We start from the raw sequence: 20,467 nt of genomic DNA, 5'->3' as shown, positions 1-20,467 counted from the left end.
GTCGTGGGCCGGCTGACCGGACAGGATCTTGCCGAAGCCAAGCCTGAGGATAACTTTGGAGTGCTACGAATAATCTTGCATTGGTAAGTTATTGCCAGGTCCGTGGCCCCGTAAAATCAGGCACAATTCTTGCGATACCTCTGTTTTTCTCTCATGAATGCTGCGTATGAGGCTACGTCGCGGAGGTCGCTAGGTCCTCAACTGCGCGTCAACAAGGTTGGAACCACGATGGGCGAGAGGTTGTTGTCGCCTGAAGGCCAAGCCCGGCTGCGACTCTGGCGAGCGAGGTTAGGTCGGAGCTGCCGCGGAGCGGAACCTGCCCGCGCAGACAACAGGGGAGGAAGACCACATGTCGGATCCTGGCGAGCTGAATGTGAACCGGCGCGAGGTCATGGTCGGAGCTGGGGCCTGTGCGGCGATCGTGGCGGCGTCGCCTTCGGCGAGGGCGCACCCCGCCCCGGTGGGAACGCCTGTGATGACACAGGTCTCGTTCAACGTGAACGGGCAGGCTCGCACGCTCGAACTCGACACCCGCACAACGCTCCTCGACGCTTTACGGGAGCACTTGCATCTCACGGGCACCAAGAAGGGCTGCGATCACGGCCAATGCGGAGCTTGCACGGTCGTGGTCGATGGGCGGCGGATCAATTCCTGCCTGACCCTCGCCGTGATGCACCAGGGCAGCGCGGTAACCTCGATCGAGGGGCTCGGCACGCCAGATAATCTGCATCCGATGCAGGAGGCCTTCGTCAAGCACGACGGCTATCAGTGCGGCTACTGCACGCCCGGACAGATATGCTCGGGTGTGGCGGTGCTGGATGAAATCAAGGCCGGGATCCCGAGCCACGTCACGGCCGACCTCACCGCTCCGGTGCAGTTCAGCGAGGCCGAGCTCCGCGAACGGATGAGCGGTAACATCTGCCGGTGCGGCGCTTATTCCAACATCGTCGAAGCAATCGTCGAGGTCGCCGGGAGGCAGGGATGAGAGCTTTCACCTATGAGCGCGCGACCGCGCCCGTCGAGGCCGCTGCCGCCGTCGCCCGCATGCCCGGCGCGAAGTTCATCGCGGGCGGCACGAATCTGCTTGACCTGATGAAGCTGCAGATCGAGACACCTGCCCATCTCGTCGACGTGAACGGGCTCAATCTCGACACCATCGAGCCAACCCCGGAAGGCGGGCTTCGCATCGGCGCGCTCGTCCGTAACACCGACCTCGCCGCCGATGAGCGTGTCCGGCGTGACTACGGTGTCCTGTCCCGGGCGCTGCTCGCCGGTGCGTCCGGACAGTTGCGCAACCGGGCAACGACGGCTGGGAACCTTCTCCAGCGCACCCGCTGCCCCTACTTCTATGACACCGCTCAGCCGTGCAACAAACGACAGCCCGGCAGCGGCTGCTCGGCCATCGACGGGTTCAGCCGACAGCTCGGCATCATTGGGGTGAGCGATGCCTGCATCGCCACCAACCCGAGCGACATGGCGGTCGCCATGCGCGCGCTCGACGCGACAGTCGAGACCGTGCGTCCCGACGGCGCTATCCGGACGATCCCGATTGCTGAGTTTCACCGCTTGCCCGGCGACACGCCCCACGTGGAGACTGCGCTGGAGCCGGGTGAACTCATCACCGCCGTGACCTTGCCCCCGCCCGTCGGCGGCCGGCAGATCTACCGCAAGGTGCGCGACCGCGCATCTTACGCCTTTGCTCTCGTTGCGGTGGCGGCCATCATTCAGCGCGACGGTACGGGACGCGTGGCTGTGGGCGGCATAGCCCATAAGCCTTGGCGGATCGAAGCGGCCGAATCTGCTCTGCCGCGCGGGCCCAAGGCTGTCGCCGAACAGCTGCTCGCCGGTGCCAAGCCGACCCATGACAATGCGTTCAAGGTACCGCTGGTCGAGCGCACGCTCGGCGCGGTCCTCTCCGAAGCGAGGAGTTGAGACATGCGGTTCGACACTCCCGCCGCCACCAATCCGATTGACCAGCTCAAGATCGTTGGCCGGCCCAACGACCGGATCGATGGACGATACAAGACAACCGGCACGGCGCCCTACGCCTACGAGCGGCACGACGTTGCACCAGGCCAGGCTTACGGCTTCGTGCTGGGCTCGTCGATCGCCAAAGGCCGGATCTCTGCCATGCACCTGGAGGAGGCCAAGGCAGCGCCAGGCGTTCTGGCGATCGTCACGACGCTCGACATGCCCCGATTGGAGCGCGGCATGATGAATGCCGCCTACCTGTTCGGCGGGCCGGTCGTTCAGCATTACCACCAAGCGATCGCCGTGGTGGTCGCGGAGACCTTCGAGCAGGCCCGCGCCGCGGCCTATCTGATCCGCGTCGACTACCATCCGGAGGCGGGCAAGTTCGACCTCGCCGCTGAGGCGCCGAACGCCCCGCTTGTCGGGGACGACAGCGGTGAGGGCAGCAGCGGACCTCCTGAGGTCCGGGTCGGCAACTTCGAGGATGCGTTCGAGGCGGCGGCGGTGAAGCTCGATGAGACTTACACGACGCCCGACGAGAGCCACGCCATGATGGAGCCGCACGCCACGATCGCGGCATGGGACGGCGATCGACTGACTCTCTGGACGTCCAACCAGATGATCGCCTGGGGCAAACGCAGCATTGCCAAAATCCTCGGCATTCCGGCAAAGAACGTTCGGCTCGACTCGCCCTATATCGGCGGTGGCTTCGGAGGGAAACTGTTCATCCGGGCCGATGCCGTGCTGGCGGCGCTCGGGGCCAAAGCGGCGCGTCGGCCCGTCAAGCTGGCACTCGCCCGCCCGCTCGTCGCCAACAATACCACCCACCGGCCTGCCACGATCCAGCGCATCCGTATCGGCGCGAACCGTGACGGCACGATCACGGCAATCGCGCATGAGAGCACCTCCGGCAATCTGATTGATGGCAAGCCCGAGACGGCCGTATCCCAAACGAGACTCCTCTACGCGGGCGCAAACCGCCTGACGGCGATGCGGCTCGCTGCGCTCGATCTTCCGGAAGGCAACGCGATGCGCGCACCGGGCGAGGCGCCAGGCATGATGGCGCTTGAGGTTGCCATGGACGAGATGGCGGAACGACTCGGCCTGGATCCGATCGACTTTCGGATCCTGAACGATACTCAGGTCGATCCGGAGAAGCTCGACCGCCGCTTCTCCCATCGCGATCTCGTCGGCTGCCTCCGGCTTGGCGCCGAGCGCTTCGGCTGGGACAAGCGCAATCCCCGCCCCGCCCAGATGCGGGACGGACGCTGGCTCGTCGGAATAGGCGTGGCGGCAGGCTTTCGCAACAACCTCCTGACGAAGTCCGCGGCGCGGGTCCGGCTCGACCGCCAGGGAGGGATCACGGTCGAGACCGACATGACCGACATTGGAACCGGCTCCTATACCATCATCGCCCAGACCGCGGCCGAAATGATGGGCGTCGCCTTGGACAAGGTGGCCGTGCGGCTCGGCGACTCGGCCTTTCCGGTTTCCGCCGGCTCTGGCGGCCAATGGGGCGCGAACAACTCGACCGCCGGTGTCTACGCTGCCTGTGTCAAACTGCGCGAAACCATTGCGCAGCAGCTCGGCTTCAACGCCGCTGACGTCATGTTCTCGGACGGCGAGGTGCGATCGGGTAACCGCACTGTGCCGCTGGCCGAGGCCGCGAGCGCGGGCGAGCTTGTCGCGGAAGACTTCATCGAGTACGGCGATCTCGCCAAAACGCACCAGCAGTCGACTTTTGCGGCCCATTTCGTCGAGGTCGGGGTCGACGCGGCGACCGGCGAGATTCGGGTCCGGCGGATGCTTGCGGTATGCGCGGCTGGGCGCATTCTCAATCCGAAATCCGCGAGGAGCCAGGTGATCGGCGCGATGACCATGGGCGTCGGAGCGGCTTTGATGGAGGAATTGGCCGTGGACAAACGGCGCGGTTTCTTCGTCAACCACGACCTTGCGGGTTATGAGGTGCCGGTCCATGCCGACATCCCGCACCAGGAAGTCGTCTTTCTCGACGAGGTCGATCCAATGTCCTCGCCCATGAAAGCCAAGGGCGTCGCCGAGCTCGGCATCTGCGGCGTCGGAGCGGCGGTCGCGAATGCGGTCCACAATGCCACCGGTCTCCGCGTCCGTGCCTATCCGCTTACGCTCGACAAGCTCATCGACCGCCTGCCCGAGGCTGTCTAGAGACGCGCTTCACGCCCTGGCTGCCAGTTCGCCTTGACGATGCCTTATAGGAGCAGTGACTTTCCATCTCGTTCGAGTTCACCACGCACATTCAATTCAAACCCGGACTTCGAGCGCTGTCACCGACGCTCTCGGGAAACGCCGAACAATCGTTCCATTCTCGACAGGCACCGACCATGTCTCGACGTCAAAAACATTCAGAGCAGTGCTATCGATTGCAGTCGACAGATCATCAGGCGCGATTTGATGAGCTGCGGCTGAGCTGGGCTGGATCCCAGTCACAGTAAGCTCGGCATCTGTTGCATTATGCAGGTCGGTGTTGACGACATGCAAATAAAGAGTCCGGCCGCGTCGGCTCGCTGTCACATCCAGTGCCGATCTCTCGCATGTCACATTGAGGGCGGTGTCGCCTCCGTACTTTCTGAAAAGCCGCATCACGTGTCCGACCGGGAGAAGATAGGGGGACTCGCCGGGGGAACCAAGCATCACCGCATTGACCAACCAGGATACCCCCTCGAAATCAGCCAAGGTCGCGATGTCGACGAAGTCCGCGTTGCGTTCATAAAGGTTCAGGACTCTAGCGTGGTAGAGAGCTGAAATCCATTCGCGAAGGATCTCACATTTGTTATGTGGCTGGAGGGAGAGATGCCCCTCCGTGATCGCCACTCGTTTTGAAGCGTCTATCGACTGGATCACGCTCCGGGCTTCGGCGAGCTTGCGATCGACCTTGTCATGGATCGAACAAAGCTCGGTCCAGCTTGCCTGGTAATCTTTCCGATACTCACGTCCTCTCAAAACCGTGTTGGGATTGTCCGGCTTTTGATGCATCATGTGCATTGCCACCAAGTCGACAAGGTCTCCAGCTTCGCGCAGGAGATCCTCGGCCCACCACTTGCCGGTGCCGCGCTCCCGATCTCCCCATCCGATGAGCTGGATTGAGCTGTCAGCAGACCGCATGGCCTCAGCAAACGTTCTGTATTCACGAACGCTTTCCGCACTGCTGAACCGGTGGCCCTCTTGCGGATAGGATGTCTCGTTGCCGATCTGCCAGAACTTGACACGCCACGGTTCACTTCGGCCATTCATCCGGCGTTTGCTATGATCCGGATCGTTACAATAGCGGACAAGATCCGCTGCATCTCGAGCAGTTCCCGCTCTCCTTTCCCCACGCACCGTGTTGACGTATTCGGGCCGGCCATCGCCTGCAAAATTGACAGCCAGAATGGGCTCGGCTGCTACCTCGTGGCACAGACCGAGAAATTCATGGACACCGACTTGGTTCGGCTCTACGCCTCCCCAAACATAGTTGATCATTGGCTTACGGCGCTCGCGGGGACCGACACCCTCTTGCCACCTCCAATAGCTGGTCAGGATCCCACCCCACCGTATGGCGCCAGGAGCTAAGTCGCGGACTGTTGCAACGAAGTCGTTGCGCCATTCGTCAATGTCGTAATCCCATGCGGCCTGGACCGAAGCGTCGGTTGCGCCGAGGGGCTCCATGAACTGCATGTAGAGGCGCGGCGAGATGGAAAATGTCGGGGTAGGATCAACCGTAATGCGAGGCATGGACCGCTCCAGGACTTACTTGGCTCCGGATGTCCGACGCATGCCGCTTATGATCCGGCGGTGCGCCCCGGGAAGGAGAATGGTCATTGGAGACATCCGGAAGGCCGGGTCCTGCCGGAAGAAAATGAGGGATGAATGGCCATCCGTCCCCGTGCCGACAGATCCACGCCATCGGGCCAAGCGGCCTTTGGACATCACAATCCTCCGGAGTTGGCTGGAGGCATAGACCGAACTCAATGACCGACAGGTTTGCGACCGTTCCGTCCAGGTTCACATCATCGGCGCGTCGAGCGGGGTTTTGTCACCGGCTGCCGCGATAGATATAGGCCGGCGGCGCAGAGGCCATCGACTCGGCCGTGGCGATGGCTTCGATCCTGGTGTGGAGCGGCGACTTCGAACAGGCCGGATCGACGGCGGATGCGTCGCCTGCCAGAGCCAGGGCCTGGCAGCGGCATCCACCCCAATCCTGTTCCTTGCGGTCGCAGCTGCGGCAGGGCTCCGGCATCCAGCTCGTACCACGATAGGCAAGGAACGCGGGAGAATGTGTCCAGATGTCTTTCAGAGGATGGTCGGTCACGGACCAGAATTCGAGACCCGGAATCGTTTCGGCCGCATGGCACGGCAGGACCTTCCCCGACGGCGTCACATTCATCAGACGCCGTCCCCATCCCCCGGCACATGCCTTCGGATAGCGGGCGTAATAGTCCGGAACGACGAGATCGATGACGAGAGAGCCCGAGAGGCGAAGTTGGGCAGCCTTGACGGCTTCGATGGAGCGATCCACATCGGAGCGCGTCGGCATCAAAGCGGCCCGGTTCAGATAGGCCCAGCCATAGTACTGAGTATGGGCGACCTCGAGGCGCCTTGCGCCCAGATCGAGGGCCAACTGAATGATCTGCTCGACTTCGTCGATATTGCCGCGGTGAATGACGGCATTCAGCGTGAGCGGCAATCCAAGAGCAGCCACTCTCTCGGCGAATGCGAGCTTCTGGTGATGTCCACCCTTGAGACCGCCGATCCTGTCCGCATTGGTCGCCTCGGCGGCCTGAACGGAGAGTTGGACATGATCCAGTCCGACCGCGGCCAGTTCCTCGATTTTGGAGACGGCCGGTCCGATGCCGGATGTAATCAGATTGGTGTAGAGGCCCTCTCGCGCCGCATGTGCCGTGATTTCAGCGATATCGGAGCGGGCCGTCGGCTCGCCGCCGGACAGGTGCACGTGGAGAACGCCGAGCTCGGCCCCCTCGCTCAGAACTCTGCACCATGCCTCGGTCCGGAGTTCTGCCGACCGGCGGTCCAATTCCAGCGGGTTCGAGCAATAGGAGCAGCGTAAGGGGCAGCGATGCGTCAACTCTGCGAGGAGACCGATGGGTGCAGGGAGGGAAGGCCTCAGCTGGTTCATCGTGCGAGGCTTTCATGAATGGCCGCTTCGGCCGGTGGTCTCACGGTGACAAGGACCCTCTTTCCTGCGAGATCCGACAACATCGACAGGACATCGGCTTCAATCAACGATCGGTTCGCCGCATAAGTGGCGCTCAGGGCGTCGACGATGTCACTGACCCGGCGCTGCCCGTCCACGAGCCCGAGAACGGCGACGGCATGCTGGTCCAGGTTGAACGCTCTTTCAGGCGCAAGAAGGACATGAGTCTGTCGGACACGATCGAAGTGCATCCTCACACCGCGGGGAAGAGATGGAACGTCATCCGGCATGATCAGCATCATGGCCTGCTCTCCGCACCCGGGACCCAAGCGCCCGGCGGAACGAACCCAGGGTTGACGTAAGCGAGATAAAGAGCGTCCAGCTGCGACCAGAGCACGTCACACTTAAAGCTCAGTGCCCGGAGAGCGGCTTGCTGCATGGCAGGCGTCGTTGCGTTCTGCTTGACGTATTCCAGAGCGAAATCGGCGTCGCGCGGCGCCTGGGAGAGGCGATTATTGAAGTAGACGAGCGTGTCCTTCGAGATGAAATCGTAGTTGGCGAGCATGCCCGAGACCCGCTCCGAAATGATCGAAGGGCTGAACATTTCTGTGAGCGAAGAGGCGATCGCCTCCAGCAATGTCCGGTCTCGCACGAAATGCACATACGCCTCGACGGCGAATCGAGTTCCCGGCAGAATGCCAGATGTCGAGGTGACATAGTCGCGCGGGAGCCCAAGCCCCTCCGTCAGCCGCAGCCAACGTTCGATGCCGCCGTCTCCCTCGTGCTCACCATCGTGATCGATGATCCGCTGGCGCCAGATGCGGCGCAGATGCGGATCCGACATGCGGGCCAGGATGGTCGCGTCCTTCACCGGGATCAAGGATTGATAATAGTAGCGGTTCAAAGACCAGGCACGGACCTGATCCCGGCTGAGTTCGCCGCCGTGCAGAAGCCGGTGAAACGGGTGCAGGTTGTGATAGCGGCGCGCGCCGATATCGCGCAGGGCCGCCTCGAGTTCCTCCGGCGAGAGGAGCCGGCCGGCCGGCATGTCGGATGGGATGTCAAAGGAGCGATTCATAGAGAAATCACCATTCCATCATGCGCGATCATCCAGCCAGCCTGTTCGACCCGGCGGCGTTCGATCGAGTTTTCGATTAAAACAGGGTTGGTATTGTTGATGTGCACGAAGACACGTTGCCTGACAGGGACGCCGGACAGCGCCGCGATCGAGCCTTCGTCGCCGTTCATCGGGACGTGACCCATGCGCCACCCGGTTTTGCTGCCGACTCCGGTGCGCATGAGATCGTCATTTTCAAGAACGGTGCCGTCGAAAAGCAGCGCATCGATTCCTCGAAGGCGCGATCGCAACGCATCGGACACCGCGGCACAGCCGGGTATATAGGCAAGGCGTCGCCCGCCCGCTTCGATCATCGCCCCGACGGTCGTTTCCGTCGCAGCTCCAATGTCGGTTTCTGCGCCCTCCTGCCAGAGCGGCACCTTTCCGGGAACGGGGAAGAGAGTTACGGAGAGCCCATCCACGGGCTCGAACGATTGGTCCAGTTCCGTTGCCTGACGGAGCACGGATTGCCGCGACAGCACATCGAAAATTCGATTGCCCGCGAGAGCGTCCAGAATTTCCTTTGTCCCATAGAGGCCGAACCTGTGCCCTTCGCGCATCGTGAGCAGTCCGCCGATGTGATCGACGTCGCCATTCGTCAATACGACCGCCGCTATGGGCGAGTGGCGCAACCCGTCTCCTGGGTGCAGAGCCGGCGTAGCGACAATCTGCTGACGAAGATCCGGCGAAGCATTGATCAGCACCCAGCGCGCTCCATCCGGCGATACCGCGAGACTGGATTGTGTACGGTGTTTGACCTGTGGGTCACCCTCCCAAGCCATTCGGCAAACCGGGCAGCGGCAGTTCCATTGTGGAACTCCACCGCCCGCCGCCGACCCGATAATGATTGCGTGCATGCAGTCGTACCGAGTTCGACGGAGTAATCGTCAGATCGAGTCGATCGGATCGATCGGGAAATCTGCAGACTCGTAGCTCGTGACTTCCATGCCGACGCATACTTCAGTGACGTTGGGCTTAGACCATGCCATGACAATCTCCATTGGCGGATCCACTCGGTAGGCTGCCTTTAGGGTCAGCCAATGCCACGCTAACAGAAGACACGCAAAGGAACGCACTATGGCTGCTATTCGGTTTTGCAATAGTTCCCTGCCAACGCGGTTGGCAGCCATCATGCGCAGGTTCAGGTTCAGAGATGAGGAGTGCCCCGATCAAGAACTCGGCTGTGGATTCATCCGATGTCGCCTTTACGGCGCCTCGTTCCCGGCGCCCATCCATCGCATCGTGCGTTAGACTTCCTGGGAAAGCCGGAAACTGCCGATGCCAACGGTCCGGCAGACGGAATTGAGACCAATGGAATACTTCCCACGTAGAAGAGGTCCTGTATAGTCTTGTCAACGGACACGGCATCTCGGGTCAGACCACCGATGAACGATATAACTGTTCACACGAACCTCCGCTTTCGGTCGGCGGCGGCGGCTGGGAGTCCGAGGATTACTCTGCATCAACTCGAGATATTCTGCGCAGTGGCGCAGTCCCTGACGCTTACCCGGGCAAGCAAGCAACTCGGACTCGCGCAACCCTCCCTGTCGCAGCAACTCTCAAGACTGGAAGCAATCGTTGGAACGAGGTTGTTCGACCGCACAAACAATCAAATGATCCTGACCGATGCCGGGCAGTTTCTTCTTCGTCATGCGCTTCTCGTGCTCAATGCCGTCGATGAAGCCGAAGTGGGTTTGCGCGAGTTTTCGTCTGGCGCCCGCGGTGTCATCCGGGTCGCAGGGTTGAACTCCATCCTGCGAGTACTGATGCCCGCAACTGTCTCCAAGATGAGGGACACTCTGCCCGGGATGGAGGTGGACCTGCATGAGGTCGCCCCGGCCGAAGCGCTTGAATTGCTCTATGCCCGGCGTGTTGCGATCGGCCTCATTGCCTCGAACTCGGTATCGCAGAGCAGCACCTCGTTCCTGCAGATCCCCATCATGCGGGACCCCTACGTGTTGGCTGTCCCAAGCGGCTTGGATATCTCTCGTATCGAAAATCCGGAATCGGATCTCTCTGCAGACGAGCGAGACGTGCTGAACAACTGCATCGAGTTCAATTTCGGAACGCAGCATGCCTTGCGTGTCGAGCGTTGGTACCAGAGGATTCTGCCGCAACATCAGGTCATCGCCCGGTGCCGCAATTATGAGGTGGCGCTTGGAATGGTGCAGGCAGGGCTCGGAGTCTGCATGGCCCCTGCCCTCACGGCCCACTCCGGAACCGGTCCCATGGCCGGTGTCGATCTTTACCGAACCGATCAACCGGATCGGGAGATCGTTGCCATGGCGCCGGCCCAGTACACCCGCCTCGAACCCTTCCGTAGTTTCATCCTTGCCCTTCAGGATGTTGCTCGCACCGTCGAGTTCCCGCCCATGTACGCCACGCCACCCTTCATCAAGTGCGCCGCCCAAAGCTGATATCCCGACTGTGCGAGGAACCTGGTGCGCCAACGGTTTGCCTCCTCACAGCCGAGCGTTCACGGAACGCTTGAACCGGATGCCCGTTGAACGCCTGTCCTGGAGGATCACAGCGATGTCGGCTTCGTTCACGAAAGCAGTCATGGCGATTTGCGCCGGATCCGGCTTCCTTCTGAGCTCAACCGTGATCGGGTCCGCCCAGGGTCCCTCGCCGGACTCCTCCGGCCCTGCGCCCTTGTCGGGCACAGGATCCGGGACCTTTCGTGAATCAGGCATGGACAAGAGCAGAGCCGACAGGAGCCGAACGGGCAGCACTGGACATCCCCCGCCCGTTGCCCGTCCCAACAACGATCCTGGCTCACCTGAGAGTGCACCGGAGTCCAGTCTCGACAAGAACAAGAATGCCGTGACGACCTCTCCTCGGTAAGAAGGCGATAAACACTCGTTGAGACCGCATGCCTGCGGCTCTCCCGCGCCGTGTGCCGCTGGCGCATCATGCGAGAAGGTGTCGCCGGTTTTTCGCAAGCGATGCGCTCCTCTAGAGCCTTTTCCATGAACTTCGGTTCATGGAAAAGGCTCCTGTTGGAAAAGGCTCCTGTTGTTTGAGAAAGACGCCTTTTCTTCGCAAAACCGGCATCCACTTTTGCGGAAAAGGCTCTAGGAGGGAGCATCGGCGAAGGGCCCTGGCTTGGCGCACCGGTCACGTCATGAGTCCGAACAGCCTTTTACCCGCGTCGGACGGAGCATGAGAGGCCGTCGGACCCCGACGGCTCGGACCACAGACAAATTGTTCAAGGCCTGTCCACGAGAATACCGGCGGCAGCACGAAAATCCCACGGCTTGAGAAATGTGCCCTGCCAGAGCCCGATCTTCTCGTTCCGAGCCGCCTTCTCTGCCTCGACGAAGTCTGTCGTTTCGTCCGTTCGTGCGACCGCAAATCCGCTCCGCACCATCGCTTCGTTCAGATTGCGCCCATTCACGGTGCAGATTCCAAGGATGCGACCGTAGCGATCCGGCGGTCTGACCTGAGTGCATGTGGTGTCGCCCTGCGAGACCAGCGTCTCGAGCTGGCGGACTGCGGCCGGCCAGCACTCCCAGATTTTGCCGCCGATCGTGCAGGTCTCTTTGCGTTCGACGGATTCCATCCCGAACAACATGATCCGCGTGCCCGCAATCTCTATCACGTCGGCGTCAACAGCACTGGCTTTGCCGCTCAGTTCGGTTGCCAGCACGGGAGTGATGGATGTAGTAAGAGTAGTAAGCAGAATAGCAAATACTCGCATCAACCTGTCCTTTTCCTGGATGCCGTCATGACCGACATGTTCGCTCGCTTTACGCAAATCGCCGCTATCGCTGCGCTTGCTTCTGGCGGTACCTCGTTTTGGTCCAGCGGGGCCCTCGCGCAGGAGAGGGAGGCGTTCCTGGCCGGCACGGTCAAAGATTGCCGGTCGTGCGATCTCACAGGGGCCAAACTGAAGAGGCGCGATCTCTCGGGAGCGGATTTGACCGGTGCCGATCTGACCGATGCGGTGCTGCACCGGACCAATCTGTCCGGCGCGAAGCTCGATGGTGCCAAGCTCGTGCGCGCGAATTTGAATCGCTCCGATCTGAGGCGGGCCACACTCACGAAAGCGAACCTCACGGAAGCACTTCTGTACGAGGCGGACCTGAGCGCAGCCGATATTTCGGGCGCAGTTCTGACCCATGCGCGCATCGGAGAGGCCCGCCTCGCCGGGCTCAATGCCGAACGCGCGGATCTGAGCGGCGCCAATGCGATGGGCGCAAGAGCACCCCGCGCCAACTTTGCCAACGCCAACCTCTTGGGTGCGAACTTCCTGAAAACCAATTTACAGAGAGTGGACTTCACGGGAGCGCAACTCGACGGCGCCGGTTTCGTGGAGGCCAAACTCGTCGGAGCCAATCTGGCCGGCGCCTCGGCCGTCCAGACGGACTTTCTTGCCGCCGATCTGACCGGCGCGAAATTGGACTCGGCCGACCTGAGAGGATGTCGGCTTGAACGCGCGAACATGACGAATGTGGATCTCAGCAGGACGAACTTCGCAGGTGCCATCATGCCCGATGGAACCACAAGAGAGTGAGGCCGGAGAACTCACTCGGGGGTGCGTGGGAGATCTGCAGCATAATACTCGAAGCGGGTTGAGCTTTCGAAATTGTTGCTCTGAGCCTGGCCCGTGCTGTCGTCGACAGCCCTCTGGCCCGGCCTCCGATAGAAGTGGTTCTCAAGAATGAGGCGTTTGCCCTCGAACGCTTTCTCGCAGTGGCTTTTCACATAATGCATACCGACCGGGCTCTCTCCCTCCATCTTGGGAAGATCGGCACACTCCCATCCAGGGGCGCCGAAGTTGTGACGAAGGAAGTTTGCAAGTGTCCAGAGCTTGATCCTCGGCATGGAATCATCCCGCGGGTCAGTGACGATTCGGACGCCTTGGAGGACTCCGTGATCATCGATCAGAGCCGAGACGATCACCGGAAAGTCGAAAACCGTAGTTCCGCTGAAACGCCGGATTTCCGCTTCGCGGCCGAGTGCACGCGCCCAATATTCGAGCTCGTCATCGTACCGAAAATAGACCTCGTGGAGACCTGATCTTTCCGCCCTGCACCGCCCGTAATCCGTAAAACCCTTGAGCGGAATCGAAGGCGGCCCGCCATTCGTGCCGCATGCGAAGTCGACATATTCGTTGGGAAGATCGGCCGCATTGGTGCCGATCCTGAGATCCCAAACGTCGCGGCGTGCAGGCCGTTCCTGGGCAGCGGCAGGAGGGAGAGACGAAAGAGCCAATGCGATCAGCAAGCCTGCGGAACACCGCTTCAGTCTATTCCTCACTCCTCACCTCTCTCAACTGATTGACGGATGTGCGGGCCTCAGTGCACGACGCCAGCGGCAATCAGGCGGCATTCGTTCACTTCGCTGCCAAAGAACTCGATGCATTCTTCCTTGGACACCTGCTGCGGCTTCCCGACGACTTTCGTCATCAGGTAATCGGCGATCGCCTCGATTTCGGCCTTCTGAAGAGTCTGAGCCCCGCGCTTCGGAAGCATGTCTCCCGCGTCGGCGGCGGTCATTTCGTAGCAGCGTTTGTCGGTATATGCGAAACGATCATGGTAGGGCATGCCCGTTCCAGGGCGACCGCATTGGATCACCTCCGCGATCTGGTCGCGTGTCAGAGCAGACGTCCGCAGGCTCGGCGCGCCTCCCTCCGAGCGGGGATCCCCTCTGCCGTCTCCGGCCCAGCCATGACAGAAGCCGCAGCCCGCTTTGGTCTCCCAAAGCGATTTTCCGCGCGAAACGTCCTGTGCCGACGCCGCCGTCATCATGCAAACAAAGGCCGAGGCTGTCAGAAGCATGAGGGCCGGGAGAGGCCGTCTTGCACGAATGGAAAGTCCGAAACTCAATGCAGGCTCCGTCGGTTCGATGAATTCATTCACTTGATCAAGGTTGAGGCCGCGACATGCCGCGGCCTCTTGTCGGTTGCCCGATGCCGATGCTCGAACGGGTTCCAGCCCAGAGCTTAAAGGGAGAATACGTAGACCATCGAGGTCGTCTGGAGATCCTCGAGTTCCGGATGGGTCGACAGACGTGCCTTGGGAATGCGGCCGTGGCCGACCATGATCGCGAGGTATTGCTTTCCGTCCACCGCATAGGTCATCGGAGGCGCCGCAATGCCGGAGCCGACATTGAAGCTCCAGAGCGTCTCCAGGGTCTTGTCGTCATGAGCCGTCACCGTGCCGTCGAGGGTCGCGGTGAAGACGAGACCACCGGCCGTGCTCACCACACCCGAATAGACCGGGTATTCGAACATATGCTGGCCTGTCTTCTCGCCAGACGCAGGATCTATTGCCGTCAGGCTGCCGCCGAGTTTGCCTTCGTCGACGTAGCTGCCGCCGTTGAATGCGATCTTGCCGTCGGAGCGCTTCTGGTCGGTCGAGACCTTGACGCAGCCTTCAAGGCCGGCGCCGTAGCTCAAACCGGTCTTCGGGCTGTAGGACGTCGGGAACATATTCACGCCGCCCTGAATGTGAGGACAGGTGACGATTGCGCCCTGTTCACGTCGCGATGGAGCGCCGACCTTGTAGGTCTGGAGCTTCTTGTTTGCGTCGTACTCAAGCGGTTTGCCGGTCTTCGGATCGATTCCGTCCGTCCAGGTCAGGTTCTGGACGTACTGGCTCGCCTTGATGAACTGGCCGTTCGTGCGGTCCTGAACGTAGTGGAACCCGTTTCGCCCGAAATAACTCATGAGCTTCCGGTCTTCGCCGTCGACCTTCTTGTTGATCAACAGCTTGGAGCCGACCTCGTCGAAATCCATGAAGTCGCCGGGCGTGTACTGGAAGTACCACTTCATTTTCCCGGTATCGGTATCCAGGGCGAGAGTGCTGTTGGTGAAGAGGTTATCGCCTGGGCGGTATTCCGGATCGAACATCGGCACCGGCTGGCCCGATCCCCAGATCGTCAGCTTCGTTTCCGGGTCATAGGAGCCGGTCACCCAGAAAGCGCCGCCGCCATGCATCCAGGCATTGTTTTCGCCGCCCCAGGTCTCCGAACCGGGCTCCCCGGGCGCCGGAACGGAATAGGTGCGCCAAAGCTGCTTGCCGGTGTCGGCATCCAGCGCCGTGATGTGATCGCGCGCTCCCTGATCGCCGCCCGAACCGCCGACGATGAGCTTGTTGCCGATCACGAGTGGAGGCGCGGTCAGCGCATAGCCGTTCTTCGGATCGTCGACCTGAACCGACTGGATCTGCTCGCCCGTGTCGGCGTTGGTCCAGATCACCTGGCCGGGGCCGGTGACCGAGATGACGAAGTTCTTGTAGAGAGCAACCCCGCGGTTCGAGTTGATCCATACGTCGGCTTTGTTCACGCCGGGATCCATGACCCAGACGATCCGGCCCTTCTTGCCGTCACGGACGTCGATCTTGTAGACCGTGCCCCATCCATCGACGACATACATGAAGCCGTTGTTGACGAGGGGAGTTCCCTGAAGGTTGCCGGTCGAATTGTTGCCGGCACCGGGGACACCGCCGAGAGCGGTCGTAAACGCCACCTTGAGATTCTTGACGTTGTCCTTGTTGATTTCGGTCAGCTGGGAGTACCGGTTGCTGTTGTACTCCTTGTGAACCATGAGCCAGTTTTGAGGCTCCTTGTCCGCGTTCAGAAGCCGCTCCGGAGTGACGTCCGACGACCCTGCGGCCGGAGTTGCCGCTGGCGCCGCCTTTGGCGCGGCAGCTTGCGTATCAATAGCGAATGCAGGGCCTGCGAACACGCTCGCGAGCAAACCTGCGGTCAGTAGCTTCAAGGCATTTGGCGTTACTGTGGACATTTTGTTCCTCCCCGATAGGGCATTGATCGAAGCGAGCCTATTCATCGCCATTACACGACGAAAAGGCTTCCACTGCTTCGCTTCCACAATTTGGGCGCCTGAATTCCTTGAAGTCAACAACAAGAAATTCCCCGCAATCCGAGCTATGCATTTCTTGCAACTCTAAGCCCCACGAATATTACACAATTACTGTTCACATCGATGCGTCAGCGCAGCAAAATCAGTTGCACAGATTCGGAAGGGGCTGGACAAGTAGCCCGTGATGGAGACATTTTCTCAAAGTAGAAATCGAATCCATCCCGGGTTTATTCTGCTCAACGAGACAATAAAAACAGTCAGGCGATGCAGTGCCGATTGTGCGCCGCAACATCTGCACGGATCGTTTTCGCGATCTGTCGAGGGAGGAACTGCACTTGAGGGAAGCACAATCCTTTCGGCTTCTGACAGGCTTTGACGAGGCTATGGATTACGCTCCGCTTCTACGGCTGCTGATCCTTCTCGGGCTCATCGCCTTCGGCGTCATCGTCCTCGCGTTCTTCGGGCTGGCGCAGGCGCTTCTGGAAACTGACCGCAGTCACGTTTCGAGCCTCATCGCCGCAATCTTTCTGGCGACGACGCTTCACTGTGTGTGGCAGACGCTGCTCATCTCCCGGGAGCTCACCGCGACCCGGCGGATTGCTCGGGCCGTCCACGGCAGCGCGGGCAAGTTCCGCATTGTCGATGGCCAGGTCGTCACCGCCGAAGGCGTCATGCTCGAGCCGAGCATTCTCACACGGCACATCGCCAACCTCATCGAGAAATCAAGGGCTCAGGGAGGGCGTCGCCTCGATCAGACGCTTCTTCTTCGGTCGCTCGCGGACCAACTCCGAAACCGGGAAAAGCTTGGTTGGTTCGTGGCCGAGGCGTTGCTGCGGCTCGCATTGCTCGGCACGGCGGTCGGCTTCATCTTCATGCTAGTGCCGATCGCGTCGCTCAAGTCCTTCGACGTGGAGACGCTGCGAAGCGCTCTGGCGGGGATGAGCGGGGGTATGGCCGTCGCCCTCAATGTGACCGTCAGCGGGATCGGCTGTGCGCTGCTGCTGAAACTCGAGTACTACCTGCTGAACGCCTCCGTCAGCGAACTCTTCCACAACATCACCGAGACCACCGAGGTGCATGTCGTCTCGGCTCTCGAGAGAGCCTGAGATGGAGGAATTCGGCCTATCCGTGAACAGCAGCGACGACGGCACTTTCGTTCCGTTTACGGACATTCTGTTCAACGCGCTGCTTGGACTTGCCGTTATGGTGTTCGTGGCGTTTGCCATGATCAATCCCGAGGCAAAGACCGGGATCGTCGATATCAAGGCCGAGTTCATCGTGACGGTCCAGTGGCCGGACAACCATCCCGACGACATCGATACCTATGTCGAGGATCCGCTCGGCAACCTCGTCTGGTATCATTCTCGGGAATCGGGATTTCTTGTTCTCGATCGGGACGATCGAGGCAATTATCGCGACACGTTGACCGTCAATGGCAAGGTCATTCAGAACCCGTTGAACCAGGAGACGGTCACGATCCGAAAAGTCGTTCCGGGCGAGTATATCGTCAACGTTTTCCATTATATCGCCAATTCGGCCGACAAGGTTCCGGTTCGGGTCAAAGTCGAAAAAGTGAACCCGCGTCTGCAGGTTGTTTACTACTCGACGCTCGAACTCGACCATAAAGGCCAGGAGCTGACGGCCGTTCGCTTCACCGTTGCCGATGACGGGGCCGTCACCGACGTCAATACACGCCCGAAATCACTCGTTCAGCAGGTTCGCAAGCCGGGAGCCGGCAACGCACTCCGGTAGCGGTCAGTAGGGGAGAAGGGGGTCATGACAGCCGCCATAGCGCCCATGGTAGGCGCCTATATCGTTCTGGCCGTCCTGCTCGTGAGCTTGAACATCGCGTCCAGATGGTGGTGGCCCATCAAGGCGGGCGCGATCGCCGTAACGACCGCCTTCTTCGCGGTCTCGTATTTCGGCGTCGTCTCGCTTCTCGGATGGCCCAGCAGATCGCCTCTGCCGCCTCGGTTTCAATTGCTTTGGACAAAGATCGTCGAGCCGGACAGGCACTCGGGCACCCCCGGAGGGATCTTCCTGTGGGTGGACCCGCTGGACGAGAACAATGTGCCGCTGGGAAAGCCACGATCTTATGAAATGCGTTGGGATCCCGAGCTCGCCAAGAAGGTGGCAGGCGCGCAGGAGAAACGGCAAGCGGGTGAAGACGTCGCGGGAAAAGTCGAAAATGGCGAAGAGCAGGCGGGAGAGAAAACACAGGCCAAGATGCTTCAGCCGCCCGTAGACGACGCTCAGGCCGTGAACGGCGTCGACACGGTTCCCTTCAGAAACGACAGCGAGCAGGTGCAGTTCGAGGACATGCCGGCGCCCACCCTGCCCGAAAAGCCGCGTCTGTGATCCGGGCCGGTTCGAAAATGCCGTCCGGGAATGCAACCTTACGAGGGGACGACGCCGACGCGGTCGTCGCAGATAGGTAGACAATGATGATCAAGATCAACCGTCGCGACTGCATCGGAGCAGGCCTGGGCGCTTTGGCGTTTGCGGCAAGCCGGAAACCGGCACGGGCTTCCGAAGCGTTCAAGATCGTGGTCACGACGACGGAAACGCCGTTGATCCCGAATTCTGTCCTCGAACTGGCCGCGGACCTGGGCTATTACAAGCAGGAAGGCGTCGATGTGGAGATCGTGCGGGTGCAGCAAACGCCGTCCGCCGTAGCCGCGCTGGTCTCGAAGCAAGGTCATATGGCCAACATATCGGTCGATTCCGCATTGCAGTTGACCGCCCGCAAGCAGGTTCCCCTGAAGGCCGTCTTCTCACCGAACAAGTCCCTGCCCTATCTGATCGCCGGCAGATCCTCGATCAAGACGATACAGGATCTTGCCGGCGGTACGTTCGGCGTCGGACGGGTGGGAAGTCTCGACCATGCTTTGAGCGCCTTGGTCCTGCGGAAGAACGGCATCGACGACGCGGCCATCAGATTCGTATCGCTGGGTCAGCCCAATGTGCGTGCTCAAGCCCTCGCGGCAGGACGCATCGATGCCACGACGATGTCCATCGGCGTGTGGCTGACGATCGCCGATCAGCGTCACCTCAGGGTCCTGGTCCCTGAGTCCGAGTTCTATGCCGCCGCCCCGGTTCTGAACAAGGTCAATGTGGTCACCGACGAGACCCTGCGCAGCCGGGCGGATGAGATCAAGGCCGTCACCAGGGCGATCATCCGCCTGTCCCGCGATTTCGCCCGCGAGCCGCAACGATGGGCCGAGGCCATGAAAAAGGCCCGCCCCGACGTATCCGCCAAGGATCTGGAGCAGCTTGCCACAGCCTATCGCCGGACTTGGAGCGTCAATGGAGGGCTCAATCGGGAGGAGATTGCCGCAACGATCGACTGGAATTACGAAAGTGATGATTTCAAGGGATTGCCGAAGGTCGCGGTCCATGACTGGATCGACTTTCGCATCCTTGCCGACGTCCTCAAGGAGGTCGGCGTGCAGCCGGATCAGGACCCGCCCCTTCACTCATGACGACCGCCAGCCGTATCGAAGAAGCCCGCATCGAAGCCGTCCAGGATCCGTTGATCACGCTTGACGCCGTCTCCAAGTCTTTCGCCCGGCGCGGCGAGCGCAGCCGTGTCGAGGTGCTCAGGCAAGTCTCGCTCACTATTGACGAGCGGAGCTTCACGACGATTCTCGGGCCGTCCGGCTGCGGAAAGACCACTCTGCTGCGTCTGATGAACGGGCTTATCGCGCCCGACAGAGGCGAGGTTCGGGTGGCCGGAGCGAGACCAGCCCCGGGTCCGGATATCGGATTCGTTTTCCAATCCTTTCGCCTGCTCCCATGGCGGACCGTCCGCAACAATGTCGGTTTCGTGTTGGAAGTCAGCGGCGTCCCCGCGCATGAACGACTGGAGCGAACGGATCAGGTCCTGGCCTCGGTGGGGCTGAGTCGTTTTGCCGATTCCTATCCCGGCGAGTTGTCCGGCGGAATGAAGCAGCGGGCGGCACTCGCAAGAGCTCTCGTCGGCGAGCCGCGCATTCTGCTCATGGATGAACCATTCGCCAGCCTGGATGCGCAAACCCGCGAGCTGATGCAGGCAGAACTGACTCGTGTCTGGATCGGTCGTCCCTGTGCGGTCGTCTTCGTCACCCACAGCGTGGACGAAGCCATCCTGCTGGGTGACCAGGTCATTCTCATGGCTGCCCGTCCCGGCCGGGTTGCGGAAGTCGTCAAGGTGGATCTGCCCTATCCCCGGACCAGCGACAGCATCCGCTCCAATCCCATCTACAACGAGCTGCGCGACTATCTTTGGTCCCGCATCAGGACGATGGTGCTCTCGGATCCCGAGTCCGATTTCTATGGACGGGGCATCTGAAGCATCGGGCACGAATTCGAAGCCACGTCCGATGCTGTAGCGAAAAGCGGG

19 protein-coding genes and 1 pseudogene are annotated in these 20,467 nt (G+C 61.0%); 11 read left to right on the top strand and 9 right to left on the bottom strand.

Annotated features, from left to right (window positions below):
* The first annotated feature begins 349 nt into the window (after nt 1-349).
* Genes paoA through paoC form a run of 3 tightly spaced genes read left to right on the top strand, consistent with a single transcriptional unit; the run spans nt 350 to nt 4,155 of the window.
* Complete coding sequence (gene paoA / locus RE429_RS25155; protein ID WP_414474475.1) at nt 350-985, top strand: aldehyde dehydrogenase iron-sulfur subunit PaoA; 636 nt, start codon at nt 350-352, stop codon at nt 983-985.
* Complete coding sequence (locus tag RE429_RS25150; protein WP_414474474.1) at nt 982-1,932, top strand: FAD binding domain-containing protein; 951 nt, start codon at nt 982-984, stop codon at nt 1,930-1,932. The genes paoA and RE429_RS25150 overlap by 4 nt, the downstream gene beginning before the upstream one ends.
* Before the next feature lie 3 nt (nt 1,933-1,935).
* Entirely contained in the window at nt 1,936-4,155 is a 2,220-nt protein-coding gene (gene paoC / locus RE429_RS25145; RefSeq protein WP_414474473.1) for an aldehyde oxidoreductase molybdenum-binding subunit PaoC, read from the top strand.
* A 96-nt stretch (nt 4,156-4,251) separates the two neighbouring features.
* Here the strand turns inward: paoC and RE429_RS25140 are convergent, their stop codons facing one another.
* The 5 genes and pseudogenes from RE429_RS25140 to pqqA form a co-directional block, all read right to left on the bottom strand.
* Nucleotides 4,252-5,721 (bottom strand): alpha-L-arabinofuranosidase C-terminal domain-containing protein, encoded by a 1,470-nt coding sequence (locus RE429_RS25140; protein ID WP_414474472.1) that lies wholly within the window; start codon nt 5,719-5,721, stop codon nt 4,252-4,254.
* 301 nt (nt 5,722-6,022) lie between these two features.
* Nucleotides 6,023-7,123, bottom strand: coding sequence for a pyrroloquinoline quinone biosynthesis protein PqqE (gene pqqE / locus RE429_RS25135; protein WP_414474471.1), 1,101 nt, complete (start codon nt 7,121-7,123; stop codon nt 6,023-6,025).
* Nucleotides 7,120-8,219 (bottom strand): annotated as a pseudogene (pqqC, locus tag RE429_RS25130) (pyrroloquinoline-quinone synthase PqqC). Before pqqC ends, pqqE begins: the two are co-directional and overlap by 4 nt.
* Nucleotides 8,216-9,115 carry a pyrroloquinoline quinone biosynthesis protein PqqB gene (pqqB, locus tag RE429_RS25125; RefSeq protein ID WP_414474470.1) on the bottom strand — a complete coding sequence of 300 codons (900 nt, stop codon included), beginning with the start codon at nt 9,113-9,115 and terminating at the stop codon, nt 8,216-8,218. The pseudogene pqqC and the gene pqqB overlap by 4 nt, the downstream one beginning before the upstream one ends.
* 30 nt (nt 9,116-9,145) lie before the next feature.
* Nucleotides 9,146-9,247 carry a pyrroloquinoline quinone precursor peptide PqqA gene (gene pqqA / locus RE429_RS25120; protein ID WP_414474469.1) on the bottom strand — a complete coding sequence of 34 codons (102 nt, stop codon included), beginning with the start codon at nt 9,245-9,247 and terminating at the stop codon, nt 9,146-9,148.
* Nucleotides 9,248-9,742: 495 nt separating this feature from the next.
* Here pqqA and RE429_RS25115 point away from each other — a divergent pair, with 495 nt between their 5' ends.
* Entirely contained in the window at nt 9,743-10,675 is a 933-nt protein-coding gene (locus tag RE429_RS25115) for a LysR family transcriptional regulator (RefSeq protein WP_414474468.1), read from the top strand.
* Between the two features lie 791 nt (nt 10,676-11,466).
* Here RE429_RS25115 and RE429_RS25110 read toward each other — a convergent pair.
* The gene (locus tag RE429_RS25110; protein WP_414474467.1) at nt 11,467-11,958 is read right to left on the bottom strand and encodes a thermonuclease family protein; all 492 of its coding nucleotides are present in this window, start codon (nt 11,956-11,958) and stop codon (nt 11,467-11,469) included.
* A 27-nt stretch (nt 11,959-11,985) separates the two neighbouring features.
* On the opposite strand from RE429_RS25110, the gene RE429_RS25105 reads away from it, so the two are divergent.
* Nucleotides 11,986-12,774: a pentapeptide repeat-containing protein gene (locus tag RE429_RS25105; protein ID WP_414474466.1), complete on the top strand. Its 789-nt coding sequence runs from the start codon at nt 11,986-11,988 to the stop codon at nt 12,772-12,774.
* 11 nt (nt 12,775-12,785) lie between these two features.
* On the opposite strand, the gene RE429_RS25100 is transcribed toward RE429_RS25105, so the two are convergent.
* From RE429_RS25100 to RE429_RS25090, 3 genes are all read right to left on the bottom strand, one after another.
* Nucleotides 12,786-13,085 (bottom strand): hypothetical protein, encoded by a 300-nt coding sequence (locus tag RE429_RS25100; protein ID WP_414474465.1) that lies wholly within the window; start codon nt 13,083-13,085, stop codon nt 12,786-12,788.
* A 473-nt stretch (nt 13,086-13,558) separates the two neighbouring features.
* Entirely contained in the window at nt 13,559-14,008 is a 450-nt protein-coding gene (locus RE429_RS25095) for a c-type cytochrome (protein WP_414475916.1), read from the bottom strand.
* A gap of 197 nt (nt 14,009-14,205) precedes the next feature.
* Nucleotides 14,206-15,810 carry a pyrroloquinoline quinone-dependent dehydrogenase gene (locus RE429_RS25090; protein ID WP_414474464.1) on the bottom strand — a complete coding sequence of 535 codons (1,605 nt, stop codon included), beginning with the start codon at nt 15,808-15,810 and terminating at the stop codon, nt 14,206-14,208.
* A gap of 46 nt (nt 15,811-15,856) precedes the next feature.
* Here RE429_RS25090 and RE429_RS25085 point away from each other — a divergent pair, with 46 nt between their 5' ends.
* From RE429_RS25085 to RE429_RS25060, 6 genes are all read left to right on the top strand, one after another.
* Complete coding sequence (locus tag RE429_RS25085; RefSeq protein ID WP_414474463.1) at nt 15,857-16,174, top strand: hypothetical protein; 318 nt, start codon at nt 15,857-15,859, stop codon at nt 16,172-16,174.
* A gap of 295 nt (nt 16,175-16,469) precedes the next feature.
* On the top strand, nt 16,470-17,192 hold the full coding sequence (locus RE429_RS25080) for a MotA/TolQ/ExbB proton channel family protein (protein WP_414474462.1): 723 nt from the start codon (nt 16,470-16,472) through the stop codon (nt 17,190-17,192).
* Nucleotide 17,193: 1 nt separating this feature from the next.
* Nucleotides 17,194-17,838 carry a hypothetical protein gene (locus RE429_RS25075; protein ID WP_414474461.1) on the top strand — a complete coding sequence of 215 codons (645 nt, stop codon included), beginning with the start codon at nt 17,194-17,196 and terminating at the stop codon, nt 17,836-17,838.
* Between the two features lie 24 nt (nt 17,839-17,862).
* Nucleotides 17,863-18,444, top strand: coding sequence for a hypothetical protein (locus RE429_RS25070; protein ID WP_414474460.1), 582 nt, complete (start codon nt 17,863-17,865; stop codon nt 18,442-18,444).
* Between the two features lie 83 nt (nt 18,445-18,527).
* On the top strand, nt 18,528-19,568 hold the full coding sequence (locus RE429_RS25065; protein WP_414474459.1) for an ABC transporter substrate-binding protein: 1,041 nt from the start codon (nt 18,528-18,530) through the stop codon (nt 19,566-19,568).
* Nucleotides 19,565-20,416, top strand: coding sequence for an ABC transporter ATP-binding protein (locus tag RE429_RS25060; RefSeq protein ID WP_414474458.1), 852 nt, complete (start codon nt 19,565-19,567; stop codon nt 20,414-20,416). The genes RE429_RS25065 and RE429_RS25060 overlap by 4 nt, the downstream gene beginning before the upstream one ends.
* Nucleotides 20,417-20,467: the final 51 nt, after the last annotated feature.

The sequence above is a fragment of the Microvirga sp. M2 genome, assembly GCF_047497095.1.
Classification (GTDB): Bacteria; Pseudomonadota; Alphaproteobacteria; order Rhizobiales; family Beijerinckiaceae; genus Microvirga.
The sequence above is the reverse complement of the archived record's forward strand: the minus strand, read 5'-3'. Positions and strand labels throughout refer to the sequence as shown.

What these genes read in the sequence shown, in the direction of transcription:
- paoA (WP_414474475.1), top strand. Translation starts at nt 350, where the DNA reads ATGTCGGATCCTGGCGAGCTGAATGTGAACCGGCGCGAGGTCATGGTC.
- RE429_RS25150 (WP_414474474.1), top strand. Translation starts at nt 982, where the DNA reads ATGAGAGCTTTCACCTATGAGCGCGCGACCGCGCCCGTCGAGGCCGCT.
- paoC (WP_414474473.1), top strand. Translation starts at nt 1,936, where the DNA reads ATGCGGTTCGACACTCCCGCCGCCACCAATCCGATTGACCAGCTCAAG.
- RE429_RS25140 (WP_414474472.1), bottom strand. Translation starts at nt 5,721, where the DNA reads ATGCCTCGCATTACGGTTGATCCTACCCCGACATTTTCCATCTCGCCG.
- pqqE (WP_414474471.1), bottom strand. Translation starts at nt 7,123, where the DNA reads ATGAACCAGCTGAGGCCTTCCCTCCCTGCACCCATCGGTCTCCTCGCA.
- pqqB (WP_414474470.1), bottom strand. Translation starts at nt 9,115, where the DNA reads ATGCACGCAATCATTATCGGGTCGGCGGCGGGCGGTGGAGTTCCACAA.
- pqqA (WP_414474469.1), bottom strand. Translation starts at nt 9,247, where the DNA reads ATGGCATGGTCTAAGCCCAACGTCACTGAAGTATGCGTCGGCATGGAA.
- RE429_RS25110 (WP_414474467.1), bottom strand. Translation starts at nt 11,958, where the DNA reads ATGCGAGTATTTGCTATTCTGCTTACTACTCTTACTACATCCATCACT.
- RE429_RS25105 (WP_414474466.1), top strand. Translation starts at nt 11,986, where the DNA reads ATGACCGACATGTTCGCTCGCTTTACGCAAATCGCCGCTATCGCTGCG.
- RE429_RS25100 (WP_414474465.1), bottom strand. Translation starts at nt 13,085, where the DNA reads ATGCCGAGGATCAAGCTCTGGACACTTGCAAACTTCCTTCGTCACAAC.
- RE429_RS25095 (WP_414475916.1), bottom strand. Translation starts at nt 14,008, where the DNA reads ATGACGGCGGCGTCGGCACAGGACGTTTCGCGCGGAAAATCGCTTTGG.
- RE429_RS25090 (WP_414474464.1), bottom strand. Translation starts at nt 15,810, where the DNA reads ATGGTTCACAAGGAGTACAACAGCAACCGGTACTCCCAGCTGACCGAA.
- RE429_RS25080 (WP_414474462.1), top strand. Translation starts at nt 16,470, where the DNA reads ATGGATTACGCTCCGCTTCTACGGCTGCTGATCCTTCTCGGGCTCATC.
- RE429_RS25075 (WP_414474461.1), top strand. Translation starts at nt 17,194, where the DNA reads ATGGAGGAATTCGGCCTATCCGTGAACAGCAGCGACGACGGCACTTTC.
- RE429_RS25070 (WP_414474460.1), top strand. Translation starts at nt 17,863, where the DNA reads ATGACAGCCGCCATAGCGCCCATGGTAGGCGCCTATATCGTTCTGGCC.
- RE429_RS25065 (WP_414474459.1), top strand. Translation starts at nt 18,528, where the DNA reads ATGATGATCAAGATCAACCGTCGCGACTGCATCGGAGCAGGCCTGGGC.
- RE429_RS25060 (WP_414474458.1), top strand. Translation starts at nt 19,565, where the DNA reads ATGACGACCGCCAGCCGTATCGAAGAAGCCCGCATCGAAGCCGTCCAG.